The organism is Pelatocladus sp., from assembly GCF_059505505.1.
Genome location: NZ_JCACKS010000209.1, coordinates 1 through 26,870 on the forward strand (window position 1 = coordinate 1; position 26,870 = coordinate 26,870).

Genomic DNA, 26,870 nt, shown 5'->3' on the forward strand with positions numbered 1-26,870 from the left:
AGGCTGGTCGTGGCAGCTTGAATCACTGCCTACCCCGAATTATTGAGCCGATACTAAATAATTTTATTAATGCTTAATTACTGATTACAGATGCTATGAATGCACTGATGTTGATACCTGTGGACGAACATTTGATAATTGCCACGGTAATTGGTGACGATTAAACCAAAAATCTACACAAACACCTGTAATAAATAGTACTAATAACATAAGTAATTGTGTGCGGGCAAACTTACCGCGTGAGTTCTCACTCAAGCTAGATGAATGTAAATTTAAGTTCTCATCAATTTGATGATGTCTCATATTAAACCTTCACATAATATTAACCCTGTTTTTTTATTTAGAAAATTTGGTGAGAATTTCTACGCTGTTTAGCTATTTGGTTTTACTCTCAATTTACCTAAAAAAAAGTTGAAAAACAGGGGAGAAATCGGGTAAAAATTGGGTAGCAAAAGTTAGAGCATATCTAACGCATCTGATTTACTCGAAACCAGCGATAGCCGTATGCTTCTAATGAGATCGAGGAGGAATCACCATTAAGGGGTTCATATTGGCGATCGCTAAATATCTCAATGAGATGGGTATATTTGTGTGACTTAAATGTCGCTATGCATGGTTGATCTGCTAAATTGTGTAGGGCGATAACTGCTTTACCTTCCCACTCACAGCAGTGAGCCAATACACACGGCTCGTCAGTTTCCAAAATCTGCCATTTACCCCAGCCAAACTCCGGACACTGTTTGCGAATGCGAATGATGTGTTCCATCCAATTCATTAAGGAAGTGCGATCGCGTTGTTCGACTCTTACATTTACTTGTTTGTAGCTGTACTCTCCTTCTTCAATCACAGGTCGAGTCAGGGAAGCAGGTGAGGCGGTGGAAAAGCCGCCGTTGGCTGCATCTGACCATTGCATGACTGTACGAACGCTATCTCTACCTTCAAGTGATAGATCATCACCCATACCGATTTCTTCGCCATAGCGTAGCAGAGGCGTACCAGGTAGACTGAATAATAGACTATAGGTAAGTTCGATCCGATGCCTATTGTTTCCTAACATTGGTGGTAGACGACGGCGAATACCATGTCCGAAAATTTGCATATTCTTTTCGGGAGCAAAGGCCTGGAAGATTTCTTCACACTCAGAATCAATGATCTGATCAAGGGTAAGTTCGTCATGGTGGCGGACAAAGTTAAGCCACTGACAGCTATCAGGAATATGAGGTAATATTTTTAATCCCTCACACAAAGCTGGTGATTCTTGCCTTGCCAGAGCCAAAAACATATATTGATTTAACAGGAAATTAAATAACATTTGGCATCTGTCACCATCGCCAAAGTAAATAGGAATTTCTTCTGGTCGGACATTTGCTTCTGCTAAGAGTAGAGCATCACCCCGACGTGATGATAGAAACTCTTGCATGTCTTTTAAAAAGGTTTGCAAATTCGGACACTTTGACATCCCCAATGGATTAATTAAAAATGGTGCAGCATCGATGCGAAATCCAGACACACCAAGTTGTAGCCAGAAACCCATAATTTTATAGATTTCTTCTCGCACCGCAGGATTAGCAATATTTAAATCTGGTTGTTCTTTATAAAAGTGATGCAGATAGTAAGCTTCTGCTTTTTCGTCGTATTCCCAAATGCTTTCTTGTTCACCAGGAAAAGAAATTTGTTCCGGTTTTGTTTGTGGGCGTTTCTTTGACCATACATAATAATCGCGGTACTTGGAGTTTGGATCTAAACGTGCTTGTTGAAACCAAGGATGCTGATTGGATGTATGATTTACAACTAAATCAACTAGTACTCGAATGCCGCGATCGCTCGCTTGATGGATGAACTCGACAAAATCTCCCAATGTCCCTAGTCGCGGATCAACGTTGTAGTAATCCATAACGTCGTAACCGTTATCTTGGTTGGGAGAAGGATAAAATGGTAACAACCACAAACAGGTAATCCCTAATCCAGAGAAATGATCCAGACACTTGGTCAATCCTGGAAAATCACCAATTCCATCTCCATCTAAGTCCATGAAGGTTTCAACATCCAGAGAGTAAAATATTGCATTTTTATACCAAAGATTTTCCATATGAAACTAGTTAGCTGTTTCCTGCTGTTGTGAATCTTGTTGTCTGTGTCGTTGAGGTTGGGAACTATTGTCGTGAAAATGCAGCCACAGTAATACTCCACCAATCACTGCAAAAATGATGTTTAACCAGAAGGTGTAGTCAATGGCAAATTGCACTAACTCTGTCAGCGCAGTTCTTTCAGTAGGTATAGCATTGAAAAGGGCAAAAATTCCATGTACGGTGATTCCTGCACCAACCATGCAAACATAAAGTAATCCTGAAAGATAGATTGCATATTTCCAACCGTAATATTTTGCTTGTAAATAAACTACAGTCGCCGCCACTAAGTCAGCGCCTAAAAAGCTCATCACACCTGCAAAAGAAGCATTTTTTGACCATAATAAAGCCGCTAAGGGAACATTACCCATAGAGCCAATAAAGGTGAAAAAGGCAATAATCGGTGCTATCAAGGCATTTTCAACAATAGCAAGTAGTGCAGGTGCGTTTTGACCGGATTGTAAAAATAGGGTATTCCAGAAGGTGGTAGGAACAAACACGGAGATAAATCCAGCAATGGTGAAACCAAAGAGAATTTCTTTATACGCCATCTTCCATTCCATAAAGAAAGCATGGGAAATCGCCAGCCAACCTGTTTTGGAAGTTAACTTTTGCCACCAATTTTTGTTTTGCATCTCTGCGTGGTGTTGCATTCCTTCACCTTCTTGACGTTGTTGTGCATGTTGTTTTGCTTGATTAGCAAGATCCCTGGGAAACCAAAAGCGGGTGAGGATGTAGGCGTAGATAATCATCAAAGTGCCAAGTAGAAAGTTACCAACAAAGAATTTCCAACCCAGCAACACCCACAACACGATACCCAATTCAATCACCAAATTGGTAGAAGCAATTAAAAAAGAAACAGCATTGATCGGATGTGCGCCTTTGACGAAGACAGAACGCGAAGCAGCGATCGCAGCAAAGGAACAAGAAGAAGAAATAAAGCCAAACAAACCAGCTAATAATGCTTGTTTCCAACTGCGTTTACCTAAAACTCGCGCCATTTGGGAGCGAGTAACTATCACCTGAATTGCCGCAGAAACTGTATAACCGAACACCAGCGCCCAAAAAGATTTCCATAATATTCCGGCGCTGGTTAATAAAGCTTGTCCTATTTGGTCTAACATGATCGACCCTGATTGATGTTAGTTTACAGTCAGTATTCACTAAGTTTGCGTGATTTACGTTTTGTTTTTACCTTTCCCCAGATAGGATTCTTAAACAAAACCTTCTACAACCCCAATAATTGGGATCAGTTGCAAAAGATAAATAACTGCGAATACTGCGAAAAATATTCCGGCGATCGCAGTACCAGCAAAAATTATTTTTGACGGTTGTAATTCTTTTGGTAACATTCGATAGTTGAGGAAGAGAGTAAGCCCGGTGACAATGGGAATATGAGCAGCTTCAATTCCACCTGCGGTTTGCAGCAAGCCAATAGGTTGACCGAAGAATAGATAAACAGCGATTGGTAAAATAGCTAGTAACACAATAATATAAACACGCTGCAAGAACTTCTCTTTAGTCCAACGTCCCCGCACACCAAATCCTTGCAGAATAATTTGCGTACCATCAGCAAACATTCGCCCAAAACCATCTTCGACTGAAAGGACAGTGCTACAAAAGGTAATAAAAACAATCGCCACCATAAACCAAAAGCCAAAAGGCCCCCAAAGGTCGCCTAGCAAGCTTCCCAGAGTTTCTGCTACCTGATTTTCTTTTGGTACAAGTCCCTGCGGACGCAGCAACTCGCCACCGAGAATCAAGAAAGACAACGCCGCCAATAGCGCACCAACCACAGCTAAGGTGTTGGATATGGTCATCAAATTTATCCAGCCGCGCAGTTTCTTTTTTTCCTGTTGATTGAGTTGCTTGGGGTCTATACTTTCTTTTCCCTTAACACTAGCAGCACCATAACCTCTAGCTTCTACCCAGTAAGAATACCACATTAACCCGGCCGCTCCTGCGAGCATAAAACCTAGCCAAGGTAGTATTTCTTGATACTGCACGTTTTGGGGAATTTGCGGTACTAATCCGGCTGCCAGTTGACGAAGATTTGGAAAAACAAAAATAGCAGCTGTTACCACTGCAATTGTACGGGCAATCCCCACATAAGAGGAAATCTTTTCGACTACGTTGTATTGCCCAAATAAAACAATTGCTGCTGTAACAATTATGATAATTACCGTCCACAGTTGTACACCTCCCCCTGTTACCAAAATTAGTGCAGTAGCGGCGGCTCCTGCAAGTCCAGCAACAGTAGAGATTGCTACCACTAATTGTGGTAGTAATATCAGCCATATAGCCCAGTTTTTCGGTCCAGGAAGTTGTTTAAAACCTTCGAGAATAGTTGCGCCCGTGCAAACCGAAAAGCGACCCACCTCACCGTTAATAAACCATTTCAGAATCACAGCAGCAAGTAGCGCCCATAGCAAAGAGTAACCATAAAGAGCGGCAATACGAGGTGTAAATAGTAACTCTCCTGAACCCGCAGCCGAAAGCATCCACAAAAAACTTGGCCCGAGCCACTTCAAGTTTTCCCAACCACGGGGAGACTCTGGTATATTTATATTCTGTATAGATGAATGGCGATCGCTTTGATTGCTCATTTGGTAGTATTCCGTTAATAAATACCGTAACTTTCTAGATCCCCCTAAATCCTCCTTTTGAAGGGGGATTTAGGGGGATCTAGAATATTTTGCTACTGACAAGAGGATTTTTCAAACATCCTCTTACTGCGGAATTGCTGAGGGATATACTTCATCGGCAATTAGCACAGGTTTGTTGCTATATTCTGCTTCTAGCTGGCGCTTCAAATCTAAATTCCAAGTAAGCTTGTATTCTCGTTCCAAGTCAGCAACAACAAACTGACGTAATACACCCGTAACTGCTACTTTTTCATTCTCAGTCACCTTTGGCTGGGCATTCTGATACAAGACTAGCAAATCTTGTCCACCAAACAACTTGTCTTCATCCAGTGTAAATGAATTGGCATCTGTAATATTTTCCACTTCACCTGTCACCGCCAGTCTTTTACCGTAGTATTGCTGGGGATCTGTAGTAATTTCACCAGGTTTTGGTGCTTGGGCTAGTGACTGTGCAATAATTGCAGGTTTATTTTCATAATCCGTGTACAAGTTTGGATCTAAGTCCAACTTATATTCTCGCTCAATATCTGCAACTACAAATTTGCTCACCTGACCTGTTGCTTGAATGAGTGTGTTTGGATCTGCTGGAAAAGTAAAAGGTTTACCTGTTGCATTCACAACCAAGATGGGTTCACTACCAAAAAATTGCTTATCGCTGATTGTGAAGGTTGATGCACTCAATTTTTGGATGGGTTTGCTTCTAATAGTCACTGTTTTACCGAGAAGTTGGTTTGTATTATCGGCAACTTCTTCAGTAGTAACATTATTCTCTGGGACTGCTGATTGTTGCTCTAAGTTGTTGGTACAAGATCCAAGCAAGAAAGTAAAGAGTGCCAGAGTAAAAACCCCTGTAAACCTCTGATTTATCATTAGCAAAATCTCCTTAATTCGTTGTCTATCAAGTTTAAATTCATGGAGAAAAAGTTCGTAGCAAGCAATGCGCGTGTTTATTTTTTAAGCACGCGCATTGCTTACTACAAACTGTTAATTCAGAAATACTTGACCATTGCTTTGAATTCTCAACACAGTATCACTGTTAGAGAAGTTAGCTGTTTCATCCAATGAAAGAGTTAGTGTTCCATTTTTAGATGTAGATATAGGCATAGCATGAATAAAACCTGCATCTTCTCGTATCATTGTGATAGTCACAGGTGTTGGTAGATTTCGCAGAACAATTTCTTGTCCACCTGAAAGAATTCGAGGTTGGGTATAACCGATCGCTTGGTAAGAGACAGAAGCGTTAGTGTTATTTTGTAATTTCACATTTACCCTACCTGCTGTTGGTGTAATAGTAGCGATTCCCCTTCGGGGACGCTTCACGAACGGACTCTGTCTTGTTGCTGGTAAAGGTGGCTGTATAGGATTTACACCTCTGACATTAGGATTAATGGGAACAACCACGCCGTTTTGTCCGCCAGACATTTGACCTTGCTGTCTAAGAGTTGCAGCATTCGGTGGACATCCCTGGGGAACCAAAACTTGATTATTATGTGGTTCTTCGTAAAAAATGCTAGGACAGGGATTGACCGCAGAAAAAGGGGCTGCTGATGCAGCCAGAGGAATAGCTGGCAGACCTATTAATAAACTGCTAAAAATACCTCCCAATAGCCCAGCTTTGTTTTTGCTGTTCTGATTTGGTAGATTCATAGATGCCTCCACTAAATGTAATATAAATTTTTCAAAAATTTGAATTAAGTATGATTTTTCTCATCATCAAATAATTTATTTATTAATTAATATTAAAAATCAATATATTGTTTTGTTGTTCTAAAACAATGGCGAATATGAATTTGAATTAACTTAAAAAAAGTTGAGCCGCTCAACTATCAGAGGAGTCTTTCAAAACGTCTTTGATTTAAGCGTAATTTGTAATTGTGGAAAACTCGTGAATATTCTCAGCGTGTTTTTCAAATTACTACTTACGAAATAGAGTTGATTCGATCATTAGATTTTATCTTCTTCTTTTGATGGATAAGTAACTAAATCTATAGACTGATGAATATATATGTTTTAAGAGAGAAGCTAAATAAAAATCTACCTAAACAAAACAAAGTTGTAATTTGTTGAGGAGACAAAAATGGTAATCCAACAACATAAGCGTGCAGTTGGTACATTCCCCAATCGCCGAACAGCAGAAGACGCGCTGAATAAACTCAGAGACTCAGGTTTCTCTATGAATCGAGTTTCTGTATTGGCAAAAGACACAGATCGCAATGAACAAATAGGTGGAGCTGCTGTCAGAGATAAATCTGACATGAGCGATCGCGGTGACAACGAGGCTCAAGAAGGAGCTGGAGTTGGTGCAGTCACTGGGACTATTTTGGGTGGTATTGGTGGTTTACTTGTCGGTTTGGAAGCTTTAATCGTTCCGGGAGTAGGGCCTTTTCTGGCTGCTGGAACAATAGCAACAACCTTAGCTGGTGCGGGTATTGGTGCAGCAGCAGGTGGTTTAGTAGGAGCGCTGACTGGTTTGGGTATTCCTGAAGAAGACGCTAGAGCTTATAGCGAAAGAGTATCCCAAGGTGAATTTTTGGTAATTGTAGATGGTAATCAGCATGAAATTGAGCGTGCTGCATCAATTTTGAGAAATCAAGATATTCGCAATTGGGCTGTATACGATGTATCTAGTGATGTAGCTTCTGCTGATATGTCTGGTATGAATAACATGGATCGGACTACACAGAGGTATACAGGAAGTACTACTGATGAGGGTGTAGTGGAAATTGTTGATAAGCGGGATGAGCAATCTCGCTAAGTATGATCGAGCGATCGCCTCAAATCATGCGATCGCACTCCCTACAATGGCAAATCTATTTTACTTTTTGCCATTGCCATCACCTTTTGGGGAATTTTCACCATAAAAGTTGTTCCGACGCCTACCTTACTTTCGACAGAAATTTCTCCCTGATGTAGTTCCAGGCATTTTTTCACTACAGCCAATCCAAGTCCAGTGCCAACAATCTTACCTACATTATTACCACGATAAAAAGGCTCAAATAAATCCTGCTGAGATTCTACAGGAATACCGATTCCAGAGTCTTGAACTTGGAAAATAATCATCTCTGGAGTACAACTGAGAATTAACGAAATTATTCCTTTTTCAGGTGAATACTTAATCGCGTTTGAAAGTAAATTGCTGAGAATTGAATACAGCAAATTTTCATCCAATTTGGCATGAGTACAGTTACTTTGACTGGCAAATTTAATACTATGTTGTGGTTGAGTAGAAAACTGAAGATCCTCAATTAAATTAATACAAAATGCCTCTAAATCTATGAGTTCTGGACGAAATTCTAATTTGCCTGCTTCTGCTCTCGTTAATGTGAGAATATCCGTCAGTAATTGATTCATGGATCGAGCTGAAGATTGAATCCGAAGTAGATTTTTGAGCTTCTTTTCTTTTGTCCACTGCTGTTCACTTTGAGCCAACAATTGAGCCGATCCTAAGATAATACTCAAAGGCGTACGAAATTCATGAGACACCATAGAAAAAAAGCGCAGTTTTAGTTCGCTGAGTTCTTTTTCTTGAGCTAATGTGCGTTGAATCGCTTCCGCTTGCTGACGTTTAACTAATTGTTGATAAAGCAAAGCATAAACACCTAACAAAATACTAAAACTCAGGAAAGTGCCGAGAAATTCAATCAACATCCGGTTACGGATATTGTCCTGGGAATGTCTGACTGAAATTTCCAGTAACTGTTCTTCCCTAGTTTGCATTTGGGTTAGTGTTTCGCGAATTTCGCTACGGTTTTGGTTACTTTGATTCACTAGGGATGCTTGAACAGCAAAAGTCGATTTACCTTGCTGTAAAATGTCAATCGATTGCTGGGATAGTTCAACTCTTTGAGCGATTAAAAATTTTAACCTCTTCATCTGCTGTTCTTGAGAAGGATCATCAGCAAGTTGTTGTTGCAATTTTTTGACTTTAGCATTCAAGCTTTGCATTGCTTGATTGTAACGTTTGAGTTCTGAACGCTCTCCATAAAGAATATAGCCCCTACGTCCTGCTTCTGCATCGGTTAGTGTAGCGAAGACATCAATTAAGCTTTTCATTGCTTCATGGGTGTGCTTGACTTTATCACCACTCTTAATTAACTGAGTAGCGTTTTGATAAGAAATGAGGCTGACAATACCCATCAATAACAAAGACAAACCAAAGCCAGAGGCGATCCATTTTCCTTCCAGCGACCATTTCATAAGAAAATAATTTTAGTTAAAACTTTGAAGTCAGCACCTTTTGTTATCAAAAAACCTTACATTAAAGTTAATTCAAAAATGTTCAGATCATGCGTATCTTGGTAGTTGAAGATGATGTCCAGCTAGCAGAGATGCTGATGGAAGCCCTCAGCGATCGCCAATATGTGGTGGATGTAGCCCAAGATGGAGAAGAAGCATGGGATTTTGTTAATGCGTTGGAATATGACTTAGTAGTGCTGGATATTACGTTACCCAAGTTAGACGGTGTAAGTTTTTGCCAACGTTTGCGATCGCCTACGGTGGGGCGTATCTCATCGCGCAACAGTACACTGCCTGTCCTTATGTTAACAGCACGCGATACCCTAACTGACAAAGTTACCGGATTGGATGCTGGAGCAGATGATTATATGGTCAAACCTTTTGAAATGCCAGAGTTAATGGCTCGTATTCGCGCGTTGTTCCGCCGCAATAGTACCACAGCATCTTTCCCTGATCTCAGTTGGGGAGGTCTGCATTTAAATCCCACCACTTATGAAGTCACCTATGTTGACCAACCCCTACACCTAACACCCAAAGAATTTGCTCTTTTAGAATTAATGGTTTCTAGTGGTCGCCGGGTGTTAAGTCGAGCTGGAATTATAGAACGTATCTGGTCACTGGATGACCCACCTAGCGAAGAAACTGTGAAATCTCACATCAAGAGTTTACGACATAAACTTAAAGAGGCTGGTGCTCCTGATGGTTTGATTGAAACAGTTCATGGACTAGGCTATCGCCTCAAGCAGCTTTAGATATCTACCCGATTTCTACCCCATTTTTGCCCAATATCTCCACAATTGATTGCTAGACTCCTACTGAAAATAACTTCCTTAACACCAAAATTCTCCAAATCAATTAATTACTTGGTTTGGAGAATTTTAATTTTGACTGATAAGTAGTTGGACAAAATTAAATTCATTCGTGGATACTCTTAACAGGGAACTCTTAACTGTGAACAGAAAAACAATTTGTGTAATTAATTATGTCTAATTACTTACTTATTTCCCTATCCCCTGTCCCCTATTCCTTGTCTCCTCTAAATAACCGATATTTACCCGATTCTTACCCGATATTTTGACTTCTAAGTCGTAACATCACCAACATAGGCAAATTTTGAACATTATTTTACTTTTGGGTCTAATAATTATGTCTCAATTTTCAGTCAATATAGCTAACATTGTTCTTACTAATGAGCAGTATCGCAAGCTCAAACTTTATGCAGAAGCTCATGAGATATCAGTTCATGAAGCAATTCGCTTGCTCATTGACTCTCTTCCAGAATACTCCGAAACGGGCAAAAATTTAAATAAAAATCATCCATTTATATTTTCACGAAGGTTTTTACATACTTTTTTTGATATGCATTAATCTGAATTTGTTAGCAATCAAAAATTTCATAAACTTTAGTCTTTCTATTATTTTGCTACATTTTTTAATTTGTGGGTGAAGATTTAAAAAATGAATAATTTTACCTATCAGAGTTTAGTTAGATCTCTGGAAAATTCTGCTACAGAAATGCAATATTCTCAAACAGTTTATGCACTAATTTCAGTTCAGGGTGATCCTACTGCTGAAATTGGCAAAGAAGGAGCGGGTGAACAAAATATATATGTGCGCGAATTAGGATTAGCATTAGCAAAACGAGGTTATCAGGTTGATATTTTTACTCGACGCGAAAATCCTAATCAAGAAGAAATTGTGCAACTAGCACCAGGATGTCGCACAATTCGTTTACTTGCAGGACCAACAGAATTAATATCCAGAAATAATTTATTTGAATATTTACCAGAATTTGTAGAAGCTTGGCTCAATTTTCAACAACGAACCAAACGCAACTACGCACTGATTCATACTAATTATTGGCTTTCTGGTTGGGTAGGACTAAAACTTAAAGCCAAGCTGGGTTTACCCCAAATTCATACTTATCATTCTATTGGAGCAGTTAAATACCGCGATGTCCAAAATCCACCGCAGATTGCTTCGATTCGCTATCATGTAGAGAAGGCTATTTTAGAACAAACAGATTGTGTAATTGCCACTACTCCCCAAGAAGCAGAAGATCTGCGTCAGCTAATTTCACAAGACGGACGCATCAAAATTATTCCTTGCGGTATTAATACTGCACACTTTGGTTCTGTAAGTAAAGAAACTGCTCGTCAGCAGTTAGGAATCGCCCCTGATGATCGAATAATTTTGTATGTAGGACGTTTTGATCCTCGTAAAGGAGTTGAAACCTTAGTCAGAGCTTGCACCTATTTGACTCATCCATTTAAACTCTATTTAGTTGGTGGTAGTCGTGAAGATGAAACAGATTTTCGAGAACAACAACGCATTCAAAATCTGGTAAAAAAATTAGGATTGGCAGAAGTTACGGTTTTTACAGGACGGATTTCTCAAGCGCTGCTACCTGCTTATTATGCCGCAGGAGATGTTTGTGTTGTGCCTAGTTATTACGAACCTTTTGGTTTGGTTGCTATTGAAGCAATGGCAGCAAAAACACCTGTAATTGCTAGTGAAGTGGGAGGATTGCAGCATACAGTGGTACATGGTGAAACCGGACTGTTGGTTCCTCCTTGTAACCCCAACGTCTTGGCGATCGCAATTCGGAATTTGTTAGAAGATCCTATTCTTAGGCAATCCAATGGCAATGCTGCATATAATTGGGTTCAATCTCGTTTCAGTACTCAAGCAGTCACCGCCCAAATTTACGAACTCTACCAATCTCTAACACTAGGTACCTTTGTCCAAGAAATAATTCAAACTAAAAAGTTAACTCCGAACTTGGAAAGACAAATCCAAAATTTATTAAAATCAAAAGCTTTGAAGCCTCATGAAATTAAGGCTCTAGAAAAACTAATTGATTCTTTTTCTAATGGCACTGTGCAATGGGTAAATGGCTGAATGCGAGACTCGCAACAAATGAAATAATTATTTTGGATTTCCTACATGCATGTTTATTTAGAATGATAAATAGTTGATGTCAATTTCAAAAAGAGGTAAGTGTTGTGATGGAGATAGAAGAAAATAAATTTACAAACCAAGATGGTAATATCGTAATCGTCTTCAAACCAAAAGGTCGGCTAGACATCACCACATCTTGGGAATTTCGTTTAAGATTACAAAAATGTATTTCCAAACTCAGTTGTCACATAGTTGTCAATCTCAGTCAAGTCATTTTTATTGATAGTACGTCAAGTCATTTTTATTGATAGTACTGGACTAAATTCATTGGTGGCTGGAATGCGAGATGCTCACAAAGCAAAGGGCAGTTTTCGTATTTGTAACCTACGTCCAGAAGCCAAATTAGTGTCAATGATAGATATGGCATTAAAGATTTTTGAAACAGAGGAAGAAGCTTTAAATAAGCTAATTCCATTTTATTCATAGCTAATATTTTTAAATCCTCTTGCTGCTTGGTTGTAAAGATTAATCAAATCATATTAAGCTGTTCAGCATTTAAATCGAGCGAGCAATCTCGACACAGTAAGCAGTATAGCTCTCAAAAATCCTAGTTTAAATGCACATCAGCTTAATACAGGGACAATAATACATCCCTGTATTTAAATATATAAAATTATTCGTATTTTTTTAATTTTATTCTCAACACTTTGAAGTCGGAGGAACTTAACCATGAAAATGCTTATAGCTATTGACATAGATCATACTTTGGTTGAAAACGAGCAAGCTAATGCTGCTTTAAACCAACGTCTGGAAGCTATACGCAATCACATTTACTTAGTTTATGTTACTAGTAACTCTTATGCTTCTAGCCATGAGCAAATAGCACAGGCAAAGCTTTTAAAACCAGATTATTTGATTACGAGTCTGGGTAGTGAAATTTATCAACAAGGTATTATTTTAGATAAAGGTTGGGCAAATTACATTTCAAAAGACTGGAATCGAGATACAGTTTGGGCGATCGCCAGCCAATTTTCTGCACTTAAACCTAAACCTGAAAGAGAACAAGCTCCTTGGAAGTTTAGCTTTGATCTGGATATGAATGCATCGCTTGACATCATCAATGATTTGCGAGATTTATTAGAATTTGCCGGATTGAAGACTCAAGTTGTTTTTAGCAATGGACGAGACGTTGACATCTTACCCCACAATGGGAGCAAGGGAAAAGCTGCTGACTATCTGCAACAAATGCTGCAAATACAACCAGATGCAACCATTATCTGTGGAGGTTCTGGAAGTGACATTAGTCTATTTCAATTACCATCACCAGGAATTATCGTTGGTAATGCTCAAACTGAACTTCTTTGGTGGTATTACAACACACGTCACTCTCGCCACTATCTAACTCATTATCCTTATGCTGTAGGTATTCTCGAAGGTTTTATCTACTTTGATATGTTACCATTTTCCCCGATAGATACTAATAGATACTAGTTAAAAACAGTGGGGTGTAGAGACGCGAAATTACCCTGCGGGATCTTGCTACGCGTCTGGTACAAGGAATTGTGGGCTTAACACCAACTGTATTGGGTATGGGGTAGTTTGGGAGCATCGCAAATGTTCAAAAAACCGACTGCGATTTCAATCGCAGTCTTAGAGGATGTTTGAAAAGTCATGATTGATGTATCAAATATTTTTTACCCCACCCTAACCCTCCCCTTTACAAGGGGAGGGAACCGGATTTCTCTTGTTTCCCCCCTTTATAAGGGGGGATTAAGCAGGGTGGTTTCATACAAGCAGAGAAAAATTAAAATCTTCTTTTAAAGCCTCTCCCCTTAATAAGGGGAGAGGTTTGGAGAGGGGTAAAAATCTATGCTTCAAAACGATAAATACAGACTTCCATATTTTTCTTTTCTCGTATGAAACCACCCTGCTTTATAAGGGGGGATTAAGGGGGGTAATAATGTAATTAAAATTACAGCCAATCACTTTTCAAACAACCTCTTATAGCTCAAGTCTGCTTAAAGCAGACTACTTGATTTTATGAAGTCGTCTTCAGACGACTTGTGCTATTAGCTAAGGGTTAAAACCCAAGTGCGGTATTTAATGATTCAATTAAGGATTCTCTTTTCACCACCAAGACACCAAGTCGAATCGCAAACAATTTTATATAATTTTATGTATATTTATTATGCACTTGAACCTAACACTGCTGCCACTTGAGCAGCAAGTTTTTGAGCATTAAATGGTTTACTAATAACTCCTGTAACCCCCCATTCAATGAAGTGACGTGTTTCTGCGACACGCCCTTTAGCCGTTAAAAGAATCACAGGAATCTGCTTAGTAATTGGATTTTCTTGTAAATTTTTAAAGGTTGTCAAACCATCCATATCTGGCATCATGACATCTAAAAGAATGGCATCTGGGCGAGCAGTTTGAGCCAATAATATTCCTTCACTCCCACTTTTAGCAGTTAATACTTGCCAACCTCCCATAATCTCCAGACAGGTTTGAATTAATTTACGGATGTCATCTTCATCATCAATTACAAGAATTTGCTTGGCAGTCATTTTGATTTTTTTCCTTAATTGTAGGGTGCGTCACGGCTAATTCCTACTTTCGCAAAAGCTCCAATCCCTACATAGCCATAACATACCCTAATTAATATTTACTTTAGAAATGACCATCTAATACCAATTAAATATGAAGCTGCATATTATTTTAACCCCTCCCAACCTCCTTTCAAGGGTAGGGGTTTTAAAATCTCGAAAATAGTTGATAAAATTCTCAATTGCTTAACGTGGTTTGGTTGTTTCAGGATTTTTAAATCGGCTGAAATAGTCAAAAAATGACCGAATACAAAACCCCTACCCTTGAAAGCTCCCAACCTCCCCTTACCAAGGGGAGGTGCCGAAGGCGGTGGGGTTCTTTCTATGCATCTTCATATGAAAATGGTATAAGTTAGTTTTTTGTTACTATATAGGGCATATTAAATCTATTAATCTAAATTCCAGTAATAACTATCAGGAATTGTGATAACTACTCTTTTCAAGCGATGGAGAGCATCATGACAAATCGCCAAAGGAGCAGTTTTACCATAAGTCCTTTCTTCTTTATCAAAGCTTACCGCAAACGGTAGACCAGGAAAAGCATTCGACTCAGAACGATAAATTTCAAAGTAAGCAGACTCAGACTTTTCCAAAGCACAGACAACTAGCTCAAAAGCAGCCTTAATATCTGTTGAATATGGACGTAAAGGTAAATTGAACTGTTCAGATACAACCTGATCTAAATCTGCTAGCGAGTTTAGCTCAATAGTTGCAGTACTGTGAGATGTTGTTATGTTCATTTTCTACTCGCTCAAATTTAGCTGCAACAAGATGTTAGGTTACTCAACTTTAAAGATACATTTAAAAAGTGGAAAACTCGTGTAGAGATATAAAATTACCAGTTCCTTATTCTCTATTCCCTGTCTCTACTACTAAATTATCGAAATGAGAAAGCGATCAGGCATTTTACTTGCGTGATCTACTGAAATGAGAAAGTAATCAGGTATTTTACTTGCGTGATCTACCGAAATGAGAAAGTAATCAGGCATTTTGAGAAAGCAATTAGGTATTTTACTTGCGTGATCTACCGAAATGAGAAAGTAATCAGGCATTTTGAGAAAGCAATTAGGCATTTTGCTTACTAAATTTGACTTAATCCTTTCTTTTTCTCAGTAATCAGTTAAACAAACTGTGAGAACAAGTGATTATTTCAGCTAAAAACGCGGGATTGAAACAGGGAGTATCCCAAATAGACCTCTTGCAAAAATATTTTTACCCCACCCTAACCCTCCCCGTAAACGGGGAGGGAACTAAATCTTCCCCCCGTTCACGGGGGGATTGAGGGGGGTTCATTCGACTTTTGCAAGAGGTCTAATGTTTAAAATCTCCGCAGACTGGAAGTCTGGGGCTATACAGACAAAGCCTGCCTACGCAAGCTAGAATTAGTCCGCCTGCGCGGACTTGGTTTGTGTAGCCGTGATTTCTAATCGCCAGGTCTTTTTCTTTAGACTCACAACGCGCATTTTGTTTTCTGTTCCCTATTAAGAGTTCTTTATTCCCTCTCTCTTGTAAATTGTCTGAAAATATCTTTATTGTTCTTCATTACCTATTTTTAATCTCAGGTTAACACTTCGCGGTTGTTCTTTATCTGTTGGTTTTCTTTGAGTCTTAATAATTTTATTTGCAGAAATCTGCCATTTAGAAACTAAGTATTTTTGAATCACTTCAAATCTTTGGGAAATGAATTTATTAGGTTTTTCTTCGGTGGAATCGGTGATTAATTCTAAATGCAAAGTAGGCTGCTGTTGCATAATTTGTCCGACTCGATCAAGTAAGTTTGTGCTAGCCGTTGGTAAAGCTGCACTATCCGGTGCAAAAGTTATTACCCCTTGGGAAACAGAAATTCTTTGCATTCTCACCTTTGCTGTCGGAAAATTAAGCCTATTTACAATATCTTCAGTCAATAAAATATTTGCATCTCTATCAATTCTACGTTCACTGAGATATGTGATATTTATACCAAGTGGTTCCATTTGACTTGTTGTTACTTCGTAGCCTAATAACTGTGCTGGTGGTGGAAGTCTAAGATTTTGCAAAGCTGCTGAGGTGGTTTCCAAAAAAGTAATTTGTATTTCTGCAACGCTTGGAGGTTGTGTAGGCTGACTTTGTTGTTCGATGATATTTGTCACTGCCAATTTACTGATAATGTCACTGTTGGCTGTAGGAATTTCAATTAATTGCAGAACTATATCATCTGGCTTTTTTCTGAGATGAGATGCGACTAATTGCACAAATTCATTTTTTTCTTCTGGTGTGTAAAGTTTACTGGTAAACACGCGCATTTGCATTACTAACTTACCATTTCGATCTTGAGTCAGAAAGTTACCAAGATCAGAACGAGGTGTGCCGTTAGGAAAGTTGGCAAATTTCTGTCGCCAAATTTCTGTTCCTGCTTTTAATATTTGGTTATTTTGTTGTTTTTGAATAATTTCTTGCTGTAGTTGCATCAATGATTGGCTAAGGGGAAAAAGCAGAGTTAGTACTGGAATTAAAATCATAATAAAGCGACTGGGAAGACTACCAATTGCTTTTAAACGATTTGATGCTGGAAACTGTTCTAAAAATGATTGAATCCTGCTGCTTTCAGAGTCTTGGTAATGCCATTCTCGGATTTTTGAACGCACAGATTGTGTATCAATCCGTATCAATAAAAACACTACCATTGCCATTAAAGTAATTGCGACGAGGTTGGTTAAAAATAGCAAACCTCCCCCACGGGCGATTTGTAAACCATTTAACCAGTTTAGAGTAGCTGCAATACCAACTCCATAACCTACCACACATAAAGGTGGCATCAGTGCTACAGCAATTGCGACTCCTGGAATCGAAGTTACAACCCCTTTCGGTTCTTTGCAGGTAGCAACAGCAGCTAAAGCACCGGAAAATAGCGCGATCACTAAATCTAGAACATTGGGGCGTGTGCGAGCTGCAATCTCAGCTGTTAGTTCCTTAAATGGTAAAAGTCCTACTAGAACAAAGGCAAAGGTAATGGCAACCAGACAGCTTAAGCTAAGGTTAATGATGGCGCGTACTGCTAAAACTAAATCTCCCGCCGCGAATGCCAAACCATTGGCAAGAATTGTTCCCATCAGAGGAGAAATCAACATTGCACCAATAATAACTGCGGGGCTATTGATCACTAAACCCAAAGTGGCAACACCTGCTGCAAAAATGACTTGTAGCCAATAATTTATATCCTGTAGCGTTACCGATCGCAGCAAATCGCAGTAAATTTGTTCTTTACGGACTTCAGTAATGCCCAAGTTAGCAGTCAACCAATCTCGGCATTGATTGATCCGATTCTTTTTAGTGCCATCTGCTTGCCCGAACTTAGCCATAATTTTCCTTGCCAGTTAAGTAAAGCCTAACTTTCACTCTACAAGTTCAAAATATGTCGTGTTTTTAGATATTAATAGCCGTTTTGAGAAAAAGAAAAAAGTTAATTTAAATATAGAAAATAAATTATTGCTTTTTAGTCAACCGTAAAACCTAGAAAAATATTGTAATAAGAATAACTAAAAAACTAAATAAATATGCAAAAATTGATGCTTTTCCGCCTAAAACGCTATTGCGTTCCTATTCTAACGGTTTTACTCGCACTACTACTTACACAATTGTTACAACTGCTGCATAAGTTAAGTGCTTATCCACTATTTTTTGCTGCTGTCATGATCAGTTCTTGGTATGGCGGTTTAGAATTGGGGCTGCTAGCAACACTTCTGTCCGCTTTAGCTTGCGCCTATTTCTTTTTAATTCCTGTTTATTCTCTGAGTGTAATTGGTTTTAATATAGTAGGGCTAGCTCAATTTGTGCTTGTGTCACTTTTAATCAGCATCTTAAATCAGATGTTACGTTCTGCTCAACGGCAAGCCAATATTAATGAACGAGAAGCCCAGCATAATTACGATCGCTTGCGTCAAAGCCAAGAAAAACTACACCAAAGTGAAGAACGCTACCGTTTGTTTGTAGAAGGTGTGAGAGAATACGCAATTTTTATCCTGGATGCAAACGGTTTGATTGTGAGCTGGAATATTGGAGCAGAACGTATTTTAGGCTATCGGGAAGCAGAAATTATTGGTCAGCATTTTCAACTAATTTTTACACCAGATGCGATTGAGCGGGGATTACCTGAGCAAATATTAACAAAGGCAGCAACTAAGGGTTTTACTAAGAATAATCGCTGGCACATTCGTAAGGATGGCACACATTTCTGGGCGCATTGTGCGATCGCGCCTTTACGAGATGAAAACGGAAATCTGCGCGGCTTCTCAAAAATTATGCAAGACATCACTGAACGCAAACGATCTGAGGAAGAACGCAATCAGCTATTATTGCGTGAACAAGCCGCACGCGCTGAAGCAGAAGCAGCAAACCGTTCCAAGGATGATTTTTTAGCTATTGTCTCCCATGAATTACGCACTCCCATGACTGCAATCTTGGGATGGGTTGGGATGTTGCAAACAGGTAGACTCGATAAGGGCAGAGTCAGGGATGCAATTGAGACAATTGAACGCAATGCTAACTTACAGATGCAACTTATTGAAGACTTACTAGATATTTCACGTATTGTCCAGGGGAATCTTTCACTGAATTTTGACTCGGTTGATCTATTAGAAGTGATTACAGCTGCAATAGAAGTTGTACAACCAACAGCAGATGATCAAGCTATTCAACTGAAATCGGTGCTTGATACTTCGTTAGAGTCAATTTGGGGTGACTCAGAACGTTTGCAACAAGTTGTGTTAAATTTACTTTCCAATGCAATCAAGTTTACACCCCACGGGGGACGAGTTGAAGTGCGATTGTCGAAGGAACATGGGGACAAGGGGGACAAGGGAGAATTTTTTAACAAGTCTCTTCCCAATCCCCATTACCCCTTATCCCCTCCAGGGGCCCCACCTTCCCCTTATCCCCAAAGGGGACCCCTACCTTCCCCGATCCCCCATGTCCAAATTCAGGTGAGTGACACAGGTAAAGGTATTAGTCCTGATTTTTTGCCTTACGTTTTTGAGCGTTTTCGTCAAGCTGATAGTACAAGTACAAGGTCAAATAAAGGGTTAGGTTTAGGACTTGCGATCGCGCGTCATTTGGTAGAATTACATGGCGGTACTATTGATGCAGAAAGCCAGGGAATAGGACAAGGAGCAACGTTTACAGTAAAACTACCGCTTTTAGATGTCTCTGTATTATCTGTATTAAAGGATGTTCAAACAAACAATAATAACCAGATACAGCCGCCAACAGTTGGAGAACAAGCAGTAGCATCAAACAATCCTCCCAGACTTGACGGTTTGTGCGTCCTCGTTGTAGATGATGAGGTGGATGTACGAGAATGGATTAGCACAGTTTTGCAAGAGAGTGGTGCAGAAGTTATTGCTGTTGGCTCAACAGGTGCGGCGTTGGCAGTTATTGAACAATCCAAACCAGATATACTAGTGAGCGATATCGGGATGCCAAACGAAGATGGCTACACACTTATCCGTAAAATTAGGGAAATAGAATTAGAACAAGGTGGCAGGATTCCAGCCTTAGCACTAACTGGATACGCCAGAGAAGATGATTCCAGAGAAGCGATGACAGCAGGTTTCCAATTACACGTAGCTAAACCAATTCGAGCAGGTGAATTAGTGGCGATCGCTGCTAGACTTGCCAGAATGTCTGGAAAGAGGGTGTAGGGGTTTAAAAAAAGATTTCCGACGCTTCATTTATTACTGGACAAACTTTATTTGTTGATGGTGGTAGCAGTATTACTTTGCAAGTTACATTCCCTTGAATCCTACTTTACTTTCAATTTCTCGTAATTCGGTTGTAGAATTTATCTTTGAATTAGCAGCATGATCAGATGATTGCTTGCGTTGAATACCAATTTGACCGACAATTACACCAATTAAAATTACTGCACCACCAATATATTGGGCTAAAGTAGGAACTTCCCACAAAATTAAATAAGCTGCAACTACCGCAATCACAGGAGTAAACGACCCAACTAAGGAGACTTGGGAGACACTAGAAACTTTCAAACCAGCCATCCAAAATGATTGACCAACTACTACAATCACTGGGCCATAAACTAACATCCACTTCCATAAAAATGGGGAAAGTGCATCCATAAAGTGATTTTCACCATAAAGCAGTAAAGCAGTAAAGAAAAATATTATTGTTCCCAAGACTGTACGAAAAATGCTGTGAAAACCTAAAGGTATTTGAGATAGTTTTGCTTTAGCAATAATTGTTGATGCTGCTAATGTTATGGCTGCGATCGCTGTTAAAATTTCTCCTGTGCCTAAACTAAAGTAGTTTTTCATCTCTGTCATACCTTGGAAAGTCGAAGGCAAAAAAATAGTAAGTACCACGCCGACAAATGAGATCAGCGCGCCAACTATTTCCCAAAAATTCACGCGATCGCGCAATAGCCAGACAGATAATGCCAAAGTTAAAGGAGGTTCTAAGCGTCCAATTAAAACAACATTGTTGACATTAGTTAACGCCAGCGCTTGAAAAATCAAACCAGGTGCTACAGCACCACCAATAATCGCTAGTAATGTTAAATTAAACCATTTATCTCTGGAAAACTGTTGTAATTTCCAAGATTTAAACTGCTTCCCATATATAAGAATTAGCACTATCAACGCGCAAAGATTACCTACAAATAAAACATTGCAGAACGAAATGGGATTGCGACCATCCACAAAACGTTGAGCGCCGATTTCCGTGAGTTTGCGCGTGACAGAGTTTGCAGCACCGAAAATAATCACAGCAAACCATAAATAAAGCTGTGCTGGTATGCCGCGTGCAAGTAGACGACGTGTTACTCTCATGGAGTCTATATAAAAACTAATTTCAGTTTATTTTGTTAGATTTGATTCAGAACTAATTTGAATTGTACAAGGCTTTGTATCATATTGCGATCGCACCCAGATCCCCGAAGCATCCCAATTTTTTCAATATCCCGCGCTTGGGTTTAAACCATTAGCTAATAGCACAAGTCGTATGAATACGACTCAAGACTCAAATAAATCAAACAGTCTGCTTAAGCAGACTTTATTTATGAGGGTCTTCCACGTAGAAAAAACGGGCAGGCTTCTTTGGATATTCCGCATGGCCCATTGATTAATAAAGGGGTTTATAAGCCTGCCCGTTTTTTTGGGGACAATGCAAATGAGACTGCGATTTGAATCGCAGGCGGGTTTTTTGAACATTTGGGATACTCCCGTTTGGAGTTTCTTGTTTCAAAGAAAATTTTTTGGTTTAATTTAGACGTTTATTCTTTCCCAACCAGAATAAACATTAAATTTTTGTCCTCGCAAAAATCCGATTAAGGTAACTTCAAATTCTCTAGCTAGAGAAACCGCTAAACTACTAGGAGCGGAAACAGCACAGATAATTGGTACTCCAGCAACTGTACACTTTTGTAAAATCTCAAAGCTAGAGCGTCCACTCACCATGACAATGTGGTTATGCAAAGGTAAGCGATCGCTCAATAAAGCTGAACCAATAAGTTTATCTAGGGCATTGTGACGTCCAACATCTTCTCGCAAACTGATCAATTGTCCTTGAGTATCAAATAATGCAGCAGCATGTAGACCACCTGTAGCTTTAAATATACCTTGAGCGGCCCTTAGTTGTTCTGGCAAACTATAGAGAATTTCTGGTGTCACTTTTGGTTCTGGGGGTATGGTTGCAACACCCCGCAAATGTAAAGCTTCCAGACTAGCTTTACCACAAATTCCACAAGCGCTGGAGGTGTAGAAGTGACGTTCCAAAGGCTGTAAATTGGGATGCAAATCTTCTCGTAGTTCTACATTGACAATATTAAAACGTTGTTCGCCATCTATTTGTGTATCTACGCAATAACTCAAATGTTGGATATCTTGTCGGTTGCTAATCACTCCTTCAGTGTAAAGAAAACCAGCAGTTAGTTCAAAATCTGCGCCTGGGGTTCGCATAGTGATTGCAACTGTCCGACGCGGAGATATCAGACGAATTTCTAAAGGTTCTTCTGTGGTGATATAGTCAGAGCGCGATCGTATTTTGCCATTTTCCACTACCCAAACTCTAGCTTGAGTTTTACTGCCTTTAGATTGGTTCATGATATATATTGCTCAAACAATTTTGGATTTTAGATTACTCTGTCGAGTAGGCGCGTAGCGACTTTACCGGCGAAATCGGCGGATGGCTTTGTAACCTAAAATTGTACATAGCACACTGAACACGACGCTAAACACAAAAGCTGGTGAGATGAAAATTGAAAGGTCGTAATTTGAGTATTCTTTAGGTTTTGGTAGGTATGCTGTGGCGATTTGCTGACTTGAAAGTGGGTGTAGGGTAAAAACCTCTTTTATCTTTGGTGGTGAAATTGTTTCATTGGGGCTGCCCTGTGCATCAATGTTAGTTTATATTGTAGTAATTTCACTTAATCACTACAACGCGGGGTAGTTGAATTTCGGTTAATTCATAATCTTGCACCAACTTTTCGTAACGCCAAGAAATAAATTTCTTGGCTGATAGCGAAAGTCAGATAAATCTGACTAGGACGGTGTTTGAGTCCGTTTTAACTGACTTATGCTATTAGCCGATAAATTCATTCTGAGGCGGGATATGCGGTTGGTGCAAGATATCAGTTTCAACGGACTTATGCTATTAGAGTTGAGAATTTATTCTCAGGCGAGATATGGGGTAGGTGCAAAATTTTAAGTTCACTGAAGTTGTGATCTAACGACACAAGTTGGTGTCTCTACGACACAAGTTGGTGTCCTTACGACACAAGTTGGTGTCTCTACGACACAAGTTGGTGTCTCTACGACACAAGTTAGTGTCCTTACGACACAAGTTGGTGTCTCTACGACAAAACTTAGTGTCCTTACGACAACAAGTTTTATACCTACACCCTAAGTCGGTTTCCTTCACTCTCCATTTTTCTATTCTTCACCACCAAGGCACAAAGACACGAAGAAAATTCGTCTATTAGCTAAAGAGTGGTAGGAAGGAGAAAAATGTGAAGACTGCGGCTATTGTCAAAACTATCATTACATCAGTTGGTTTTTTAGTGCTGTTTTTTCCACAACAAGCTCATGCTCAATTGATACCACAACCTTGGGTATCAGTTGGTGGCAAAGATGGTGATGTTACTTATTCTGTAGGTGCAAGGGCTTTGAATTGGGGTGCGGAATTGGGAATCGGCCCTGATAGTGCCACAGGTGTAGATGTGCTAAAGTTTATTAGCTTACCAGTAGTTTCACCATATGTTGGATTAGGATATTATTCAGAAGATAAAGGACTTGCGGTTTCAGGTGGAGTTCAACTAGGTGCTGGTGACAATCTTTTCTTGGGCGCTGGTTACAATTCTGTGCGCGGCATCAATGGTCAATTAGGAATAAAATTCTAGAATCGCAATCCTAAATGTCAGATTCGCGACTTTGCAAGAATTGTCGGGGATCTTCATGTAATATTTTGATCCCCCTAGAATAAAGTCCCCCTTTGGAAGAGGGATTTAGAGAGAGAGCTAAAACATTTTGCTACCGACAAGAGGACTTTTCAAACATCCTCTTAGCTAATAAATTTATTTCTTGACGGAATGAAAAGTTGGTGCAAGATATGAACAAGTTTCCATAGTGATTGAGATGATTAAAAACTTCCTTATTGTTTTGAATTTCGCTGTCGAGGAGTGAAGCAAATCACAAAATCTCAACTTTAATTTTCATCGATAATGATGGCTTTTGAGGCAATTTCAGCGATTTTTTATGAGTATAAGCACTCAGTTTTGTACTGTCTTGCTTTATGATTAGTTATTGCTCCTTTGTTCATGGTTATGTAAAGTTGGATGCAATAAAGCAGTAGAATAGAAATGTGTGGGAATTTGCCGGATGGCAATAATGCCTAATTGAATGAAGCTATAGCGTTGATAATAATGAAAGCTTTTGAGATTTTTTATTTAGCAGGCATCTCTGTATGGAGCAAGGCTTAAGGTTATTACTACAATTAGTACTAGAATTTGCGCCTGTAATTGCAAGTTTGGTGCCAAAAAATAATGATGCGCGTTCTGATGGAACTAAAAACGATTATCCTGCCAAAATTCAAGAAATTATCCAAACCGTCAACAGTGCCAGTGAAAAGCTTACCTATTTAGGAGGATACGAGCAACAAAAATCGGAAGAACAGCAGCTAGCTGTTTACTACCATCAGATGCAGTTAGAAATCGCAACCCAGGAACAGGAAACAGCGCTCAAGATTCCAGAGGTTAATAAACTATTTGATAGCTGGCCTTTGCGGTTGTATCCTTCACAGATTTTAGAGTCTGGTACTAATTATGAACGTAAACCTTTAAAAATTTTTCTGGCTCCTCCGAAAGTAGGATTTGATCAGTTTGATTATCGAGAAGAAGAATTTGCTACTGATATCGAGTTAATGGTAGCGGAGGGATTACGAGATTTCTTGAGTAAATATTATTCTTTACAGAATACGATCAGACCAACAGAGTTTTTAGCAGGAGCATGGGACAGTAAGCGTTTTCACAGTGAATCTAGTATTAAGGCTCTGTTTGGAATGTTGAAAACAGAGCCGATTTTAATTTTAGAGTCTGAAGCTGATGGAGACTACCTAAATTTTCGGATTGGTTATTGGGGACTAGGACAAGAGCGTTATTACTATAAAACAATATCTCGGATATCTTATAGAGAAATTGTTGAACAGTCGGCAAAAAACCGCGCCTATGAGTGGAAAAGTATCCGAGATGAATTAATAGCGCAAGGAGAAAAAATAGAGGAAATTAATTACTTAGGTAAAGATAGTGCTAGTAATTTAGCAATCTTAGAAAAAGAAGAAAAATGGAGAGCCAAAGGAGTTGATGTTAGTAAATTATCCTTACGATATAAAATTAATCATCAAGACTTAGAACAACTTAGCCAAGTTTTAGTTACCTGTCATTGTCTAGTTGCTGGTTGGATAGCAGATATTTATCACTTGATTCATCATGATGTATCTCCCCTGTTACCAGATTTACTGCCGAGTTTGCTTAAAAGCCAAATTGACTTGCAATCACTGCAAGCGATCGCTTCAGGATACAAACAAGTTTATCAAGCTCTAGAAGAAAAACACCGTTACTGGATTCCGGAGTTAGCGTTGCAATTAGCTCAGAGTTTATCGCATCTGAGCGATCGCTCTTTGGCAGAAGAACAATTAGAATACTCTATTGGTACATGGTTGGAACTGCACCAAGTACCACAACTGCAAGTTAATAATCTAGTTGAGGCGATACGAAACGCAGCCACCACAGCAGATACACCATATCTCCAAAAACTCAAAGAATATTTTTCAGTAGTTGGTGATAGTCAAAGTATTAACGAAGTCGAAGAAATTTTATACGCGATCGCCGACTCTCGACACCCACGTCAACTGAAAAATGCTTATCTTAGCCAAACTTTAACCGGACATACAGGCAAAATTTCATCTGTCGCCATCACTGCGGATGGACAGATTTTAGTCAGTGGAAGTGCAGACAAAACGATTAAAATCTGGAATTTGCACACCAAAAAAGCAATCCGCACTCTTAAAGATGAATTGGGAGAAGTTTCTTCGGTTGCTGTGAGTCCCGATGGTAATTTCCTTGCTGTTGGTAGTTGCGAACATCCCAGAAGTAATGTAAAAGTCTGGCATCTGTCTAGTGGAAAACTACTGCACAAACTTTTGGGACATCAAAAACCAGTCAATTTTGTGGTGATTAGCCCAGACGGAGAAATTTTAGCTAGCGGTAGTAATAAAATCAAGATTTGGAACCTCCACAAAGGCGATCGCATCTGTACTTTATGGCATTCTTCTCCTGTTCATGGTGCTGCGATCAGTCCCGATGGTAAAATCATCGCCAGTGCTAGCAGTGATAAAAAAATTCGTTTGTGGAACTCGCGCACAGGTGAACCACTACGCACTCTCAACGGACATAAAGGCGACGTATACTCAGTTGCGATTAGTCCAGATGGACAACTTTTGTTTAGCGGTAGTGCTGACAAAACCATCAAAGTTTGGGAACTTGAAAGCGGGAAGATGCTGCATACCTTCGCTGATCACACAGATGAAGTTAAATCAGTTGCGATTAGTCCAGATGGACAACTTTTGTTTAGCGGTAGTGCTGACAAAACCATCAAAATCTGGTGTTTGCAAACCGGAGAACTCTTACAAACTCTCAACGGACATGCAGGGGTAGTTAATTCTGTTGCTGTTAGCCCTGACAATCAATTGATTGTCAGTGGTAGTTCAGATAAAACCATTAAAATCTGGCAAGTAGCCTAATATAGAAAATCACATCTAAAGTAAGCAAACACCAGCAGATATTATAAAGTGCATACTTAAATCAGTAAACAGTT

General features: G+C 39.4%; 21 protein-coding genes and 1 pseudogene. 10 read left to right on the forward strand and 12 right to left on the reverse strand.

The window, feature by feature from the left end; translation table 11 throughout:
• Positions 1-93 precede the first annotated feature (93 nt).
• The 6 genes from AC5JMK_RS17785 to AC5JMK_RS17810 all read right to left on the reverse strand — a co-directional run bounded on the left by AC5JMK_RS17785 (position 94) and on the right by AC5JMK_RS17810 (position 6,418).
• Complete coding sequence (locus tag AC5JMK_RS17785; protein ID WP_495910711.1) at positions 94-303, reverse strand: hypothetical protein; 210 nt, start codon at positions 301-303, stop codon at positions 94-96.
• A gap of 163 nt (positions 304-466) precedes the next feature.
• Complete coding sequence (locus AC5JMK_RS17790) at positions 467-2,089, reverse strand: alpha-amylase family protein (protein ID WP_096676658.1); 1,623 nt, start codon at positions 2,087-2,089, stop codon at positions 467-469.
• 6 nt (positions 2,090-2,095) lie between these two features.
• Positions 2,096-3,250, reverse strand: coding sequence for a permease (locus tag AC5JMK_RS17795; protein WP_096676659.1), 1,155 nt, complete (start codon positions 3,248-3,250; stop codon positions 2,096-2,098).
• Positions 3,251-3,340: 90 nt separating this feature from the next.
• Complete coding sequence (locus AC5JMK_RS17800; RefSeq protein ID WP_096676660.1) at positions 3,341-4,732, reverse strand: Nramp family divalent metal transporter; 1,392 nt, start codon at positions 4,730-4,732, stop codon at positions 3,341-3,343.
• 123 nt (positions 4,733-4,855) lie between these two features.
• Positions 4,856-5,641: a hypothetical protein gene (locus AC5JMK_RS17805; RefSeq protein ID WP_096676661.1), complete on the reverse strand. Its 786-nt coding sequence runs from the start codon at positions 5,639-5,641 to the stop codon at positions 4,856-4,858.
• A gap of 114 nt (positions 5,642-5,755) precedes the next feature.
• On the reverse strand, positions 5,756-6,418 hold the full coding sequence (locus AC5JMK_RS17810) for a hypothetical protein (RefSeq protein WP_096676662.1): 663 nt from the start codon (positions 6,416-6,418) through the stop codon (positions 5,756-5,758).
• A 430-nt stretch (positions 6,419-6,848) separates the two neighbouring features.
• On the opposite strand from AC5JMK_RS17810, the gene AC5JMK_RS17815 reads away from it, so the two are divergent.
• Entirely contained in the window at positions 6,849-7,526 is a 678-nt protein-coding gene (locus tag AC5JMK_RS17815) for a general stress protein (protein WP_096676663.1), read from the forward strand.
• Positions 7,527-7,567: 41 nt separating this feature from the next.
• Here the strand turns inward: AC5JMK_RS17815 and AC5JMK_RS17820 are convergent, their stop codons facing one another.
• Positions 7,568-8,968, reverse strand: coding sequence for a sensor histidine kinase (locus tag AC5JMK_RS17820; protein WP_495910712.1), 1,401 nt, complete (start codon positions 8,966-8,968; stop codon positions 7,568-7,570).
• Between the two features lie 89 nt (positions 8,969-9,057).
• Here AC5JMK_RS17820 and AC5JMK_RS17825 point away from each other — a divergent pair, with 89 nt between their 5' ends.
• The 5 genes and pseudogenes from AC5JMK_RS17825 (at position 9,058) to AC5JMK_RS17845 (ending at position 13,399) form a co-directional block, all read left to right on the forward strand.
• On the forward strand, positions 9,058-9,759 hold the full coding sequence (locus AC5JMK_RS17825; protein WP_495910713.1) for a response regulator transcription factor: 702 nt from the start codon (positions 9,058-9,060) through the stop codon (positions 9,757-9,759).
• 394 nt (positions 9,760-10,153) lie between these two features.
• Entirely contained in the window at positions 10,154-10,375 is a 222-nt protein-coding gene (locus AC5JMK_RS17830; protein ID WP_096676667.1) for a hypothetical protein, read from the forward strand.
• A 90-nt stretch (positions 10,376-10,465) separates the two neighbouring features.
• Positions 10,466-11,908, forward strand: coding sequence for a glycosyltransferase (locus AC5JMK_RS17835; RefSeq protein WP_495910714.1), 1,443 nt, complete (start codon positions 10,466-10,468; stop codon positions 11,906-11,908).
• 104 nt (positions 11,909-12,012) lie between these two features.
• A pseudogene (locus tag AC5JMK_RS17840) lies at positions 12,013-12,394 on the forward strand (STAS domain-containing protein).
• A gap of 243 nt (positions 12,395-12,637) precedes the next feature.
• Positions 12,638-13,399, forward strand: coding sequence for a sucrose-phosphate phosphatase (locus tag AC5JMK_RS17845; protein WP_096676671.1), 762 nt, complete (start codon positions 12,638-12,640; stop codon positions 13,397-13,399).
• Positions 13,400-14,094: 695 nt separating this feature from the next.
• Here the strand turns inward: AC5JMK_RS17845 and AC5JMK_RS17850 are convergent.
• From AC5JMK_RS17850 to AC5JMK_RS17860, 3 genes are all read right to left on the reverse strand, one after another.
• Entirely contained in the window at positions 14,095-14,475 is a 381-nt protein-coding gene (locus tag AC5JMK_RS17850; protein WP_495910715.1) for a response regulator, read from the reverse strand.
• Positions 14,476-14,903: 428 nt separating this feature from the next.
• A complete protein-coding gene (locus AC5JMK_RS17855) occupies positions 14,904-15,254 on the reverse strand; it encodes a hypothetical protein (RefSeq protein ID WP_096676675.1) in 351 nt (116 codons plus the stop codon).
• 789 nt (positions 15,255-16,043) lie between these two features.
• The gene (locus tag AC5JMK_RS17860) at positions 16,044-17,852 is read right to left on the reverse strand and encodes a DUF389 domain-containing protein (protein WP_096676678.1); all 1,809 of its coding nucleotides are present in this window, start codon (positions 17,850-17,852) and stop codon (positions 16,044-16,046) included.
• Positions 17,853-18,047: 195 nt separating this feature from the next.
• On the opposite strand from AC5JMK_RS17860, the gene AC5JMK_RS17865 reads away from it, so the two are divergent.
• Positions 18,048-20,189 (forward strand): ATP-binding response regulator, encoded by a 2,142-nt coding sequence (locus AC5JMK_RS17865; RefSeq protein ID WP_495910716.1) that lies wholly within the window; start codon positions 18,048-18,050, stop codon positions 20,187-20,189.
• Positions 20,190-20,273: 84 nt separating this feature from the next.
• Here the strand turns inward: AC5JMK_RS17865 and AC5JMK_RS17870 are convergent, their stop codons facing one another.
• Both AC5JMK_RS17870 and fdhD read right to left on the reverse strand, forming a co-directional pair.
• Positions 20,274-21,332, reverse strand: a complete 1,059-nt coding sequence (locus tag AC5JMK_RS17870) for a DMT family transporter (protein ID WP_096676682.1) — start codon at positions 21,330-21,332, stop codon at positions 20,274-20,276.
• Positions 21,333-21,767: 435 nt separating this feature from the next.
• Entirely contained in the window at positions 21,768-22,604 is an 837-nt protein-coding gene (gene fdhD, locus AC5JMK_RS17875) for a formate dehydrogenase accessory sulfurtransferase FdhD (protein ID WP_096676683.1), read from the reverse strand.
• A gap of 472 nt (positions 22,605-23,076) precedes the next feature.
• On the opposite strand from fdhD, the gene AC5JMK_RS17880 reads away from it, so the two are divergent.
• The 3 genes from AC5JMK_RS17880 to AC5JMK_RS17890 all read left to right on the forward strand — a co-directional run bounded on the left by AC5JMK_RS17880 (position 23,077) and on the right by AC5JMK_RS17890 (position 26,796).
• Positions 23,077-23,208: a hypothetical protein gene (locus AC5JMK_RS17880; RefSeq protein WP_495910717.1), complete on the forward strand. Its 132-nt coding sequence runs from the start codon at positions 23,077-23,079 to the stop codon at positions 23,206-23,208.
• A 301-nt stretch (positions 23,209-23,509) separates the two neighbouring features.
• The gene (locus AC5JMK_RS17885; protein ID WP_096676685.1) at positions 23,510-23,899 is read left to right on the forward strand and encodes a hypothetical protein; all 390 of its coding nucleotides are present in this window, start codon (positions 23,510-23,512) and stop codon (positions 23,897-23,899) included.
• Between the two features lie 563 nt (positions 23,900-24,462).
• Entirely contained in the window at positions 24,463-26,796 is a 2,334-nt protein-coding gene (locus AC5JMK_RS17890; protein WP_096676687.1) for a WD40 repeat domain-containing protein, read from the forward strand.
• Positions 26,797-26,870 lie beyond the last annotated feature (74 nt).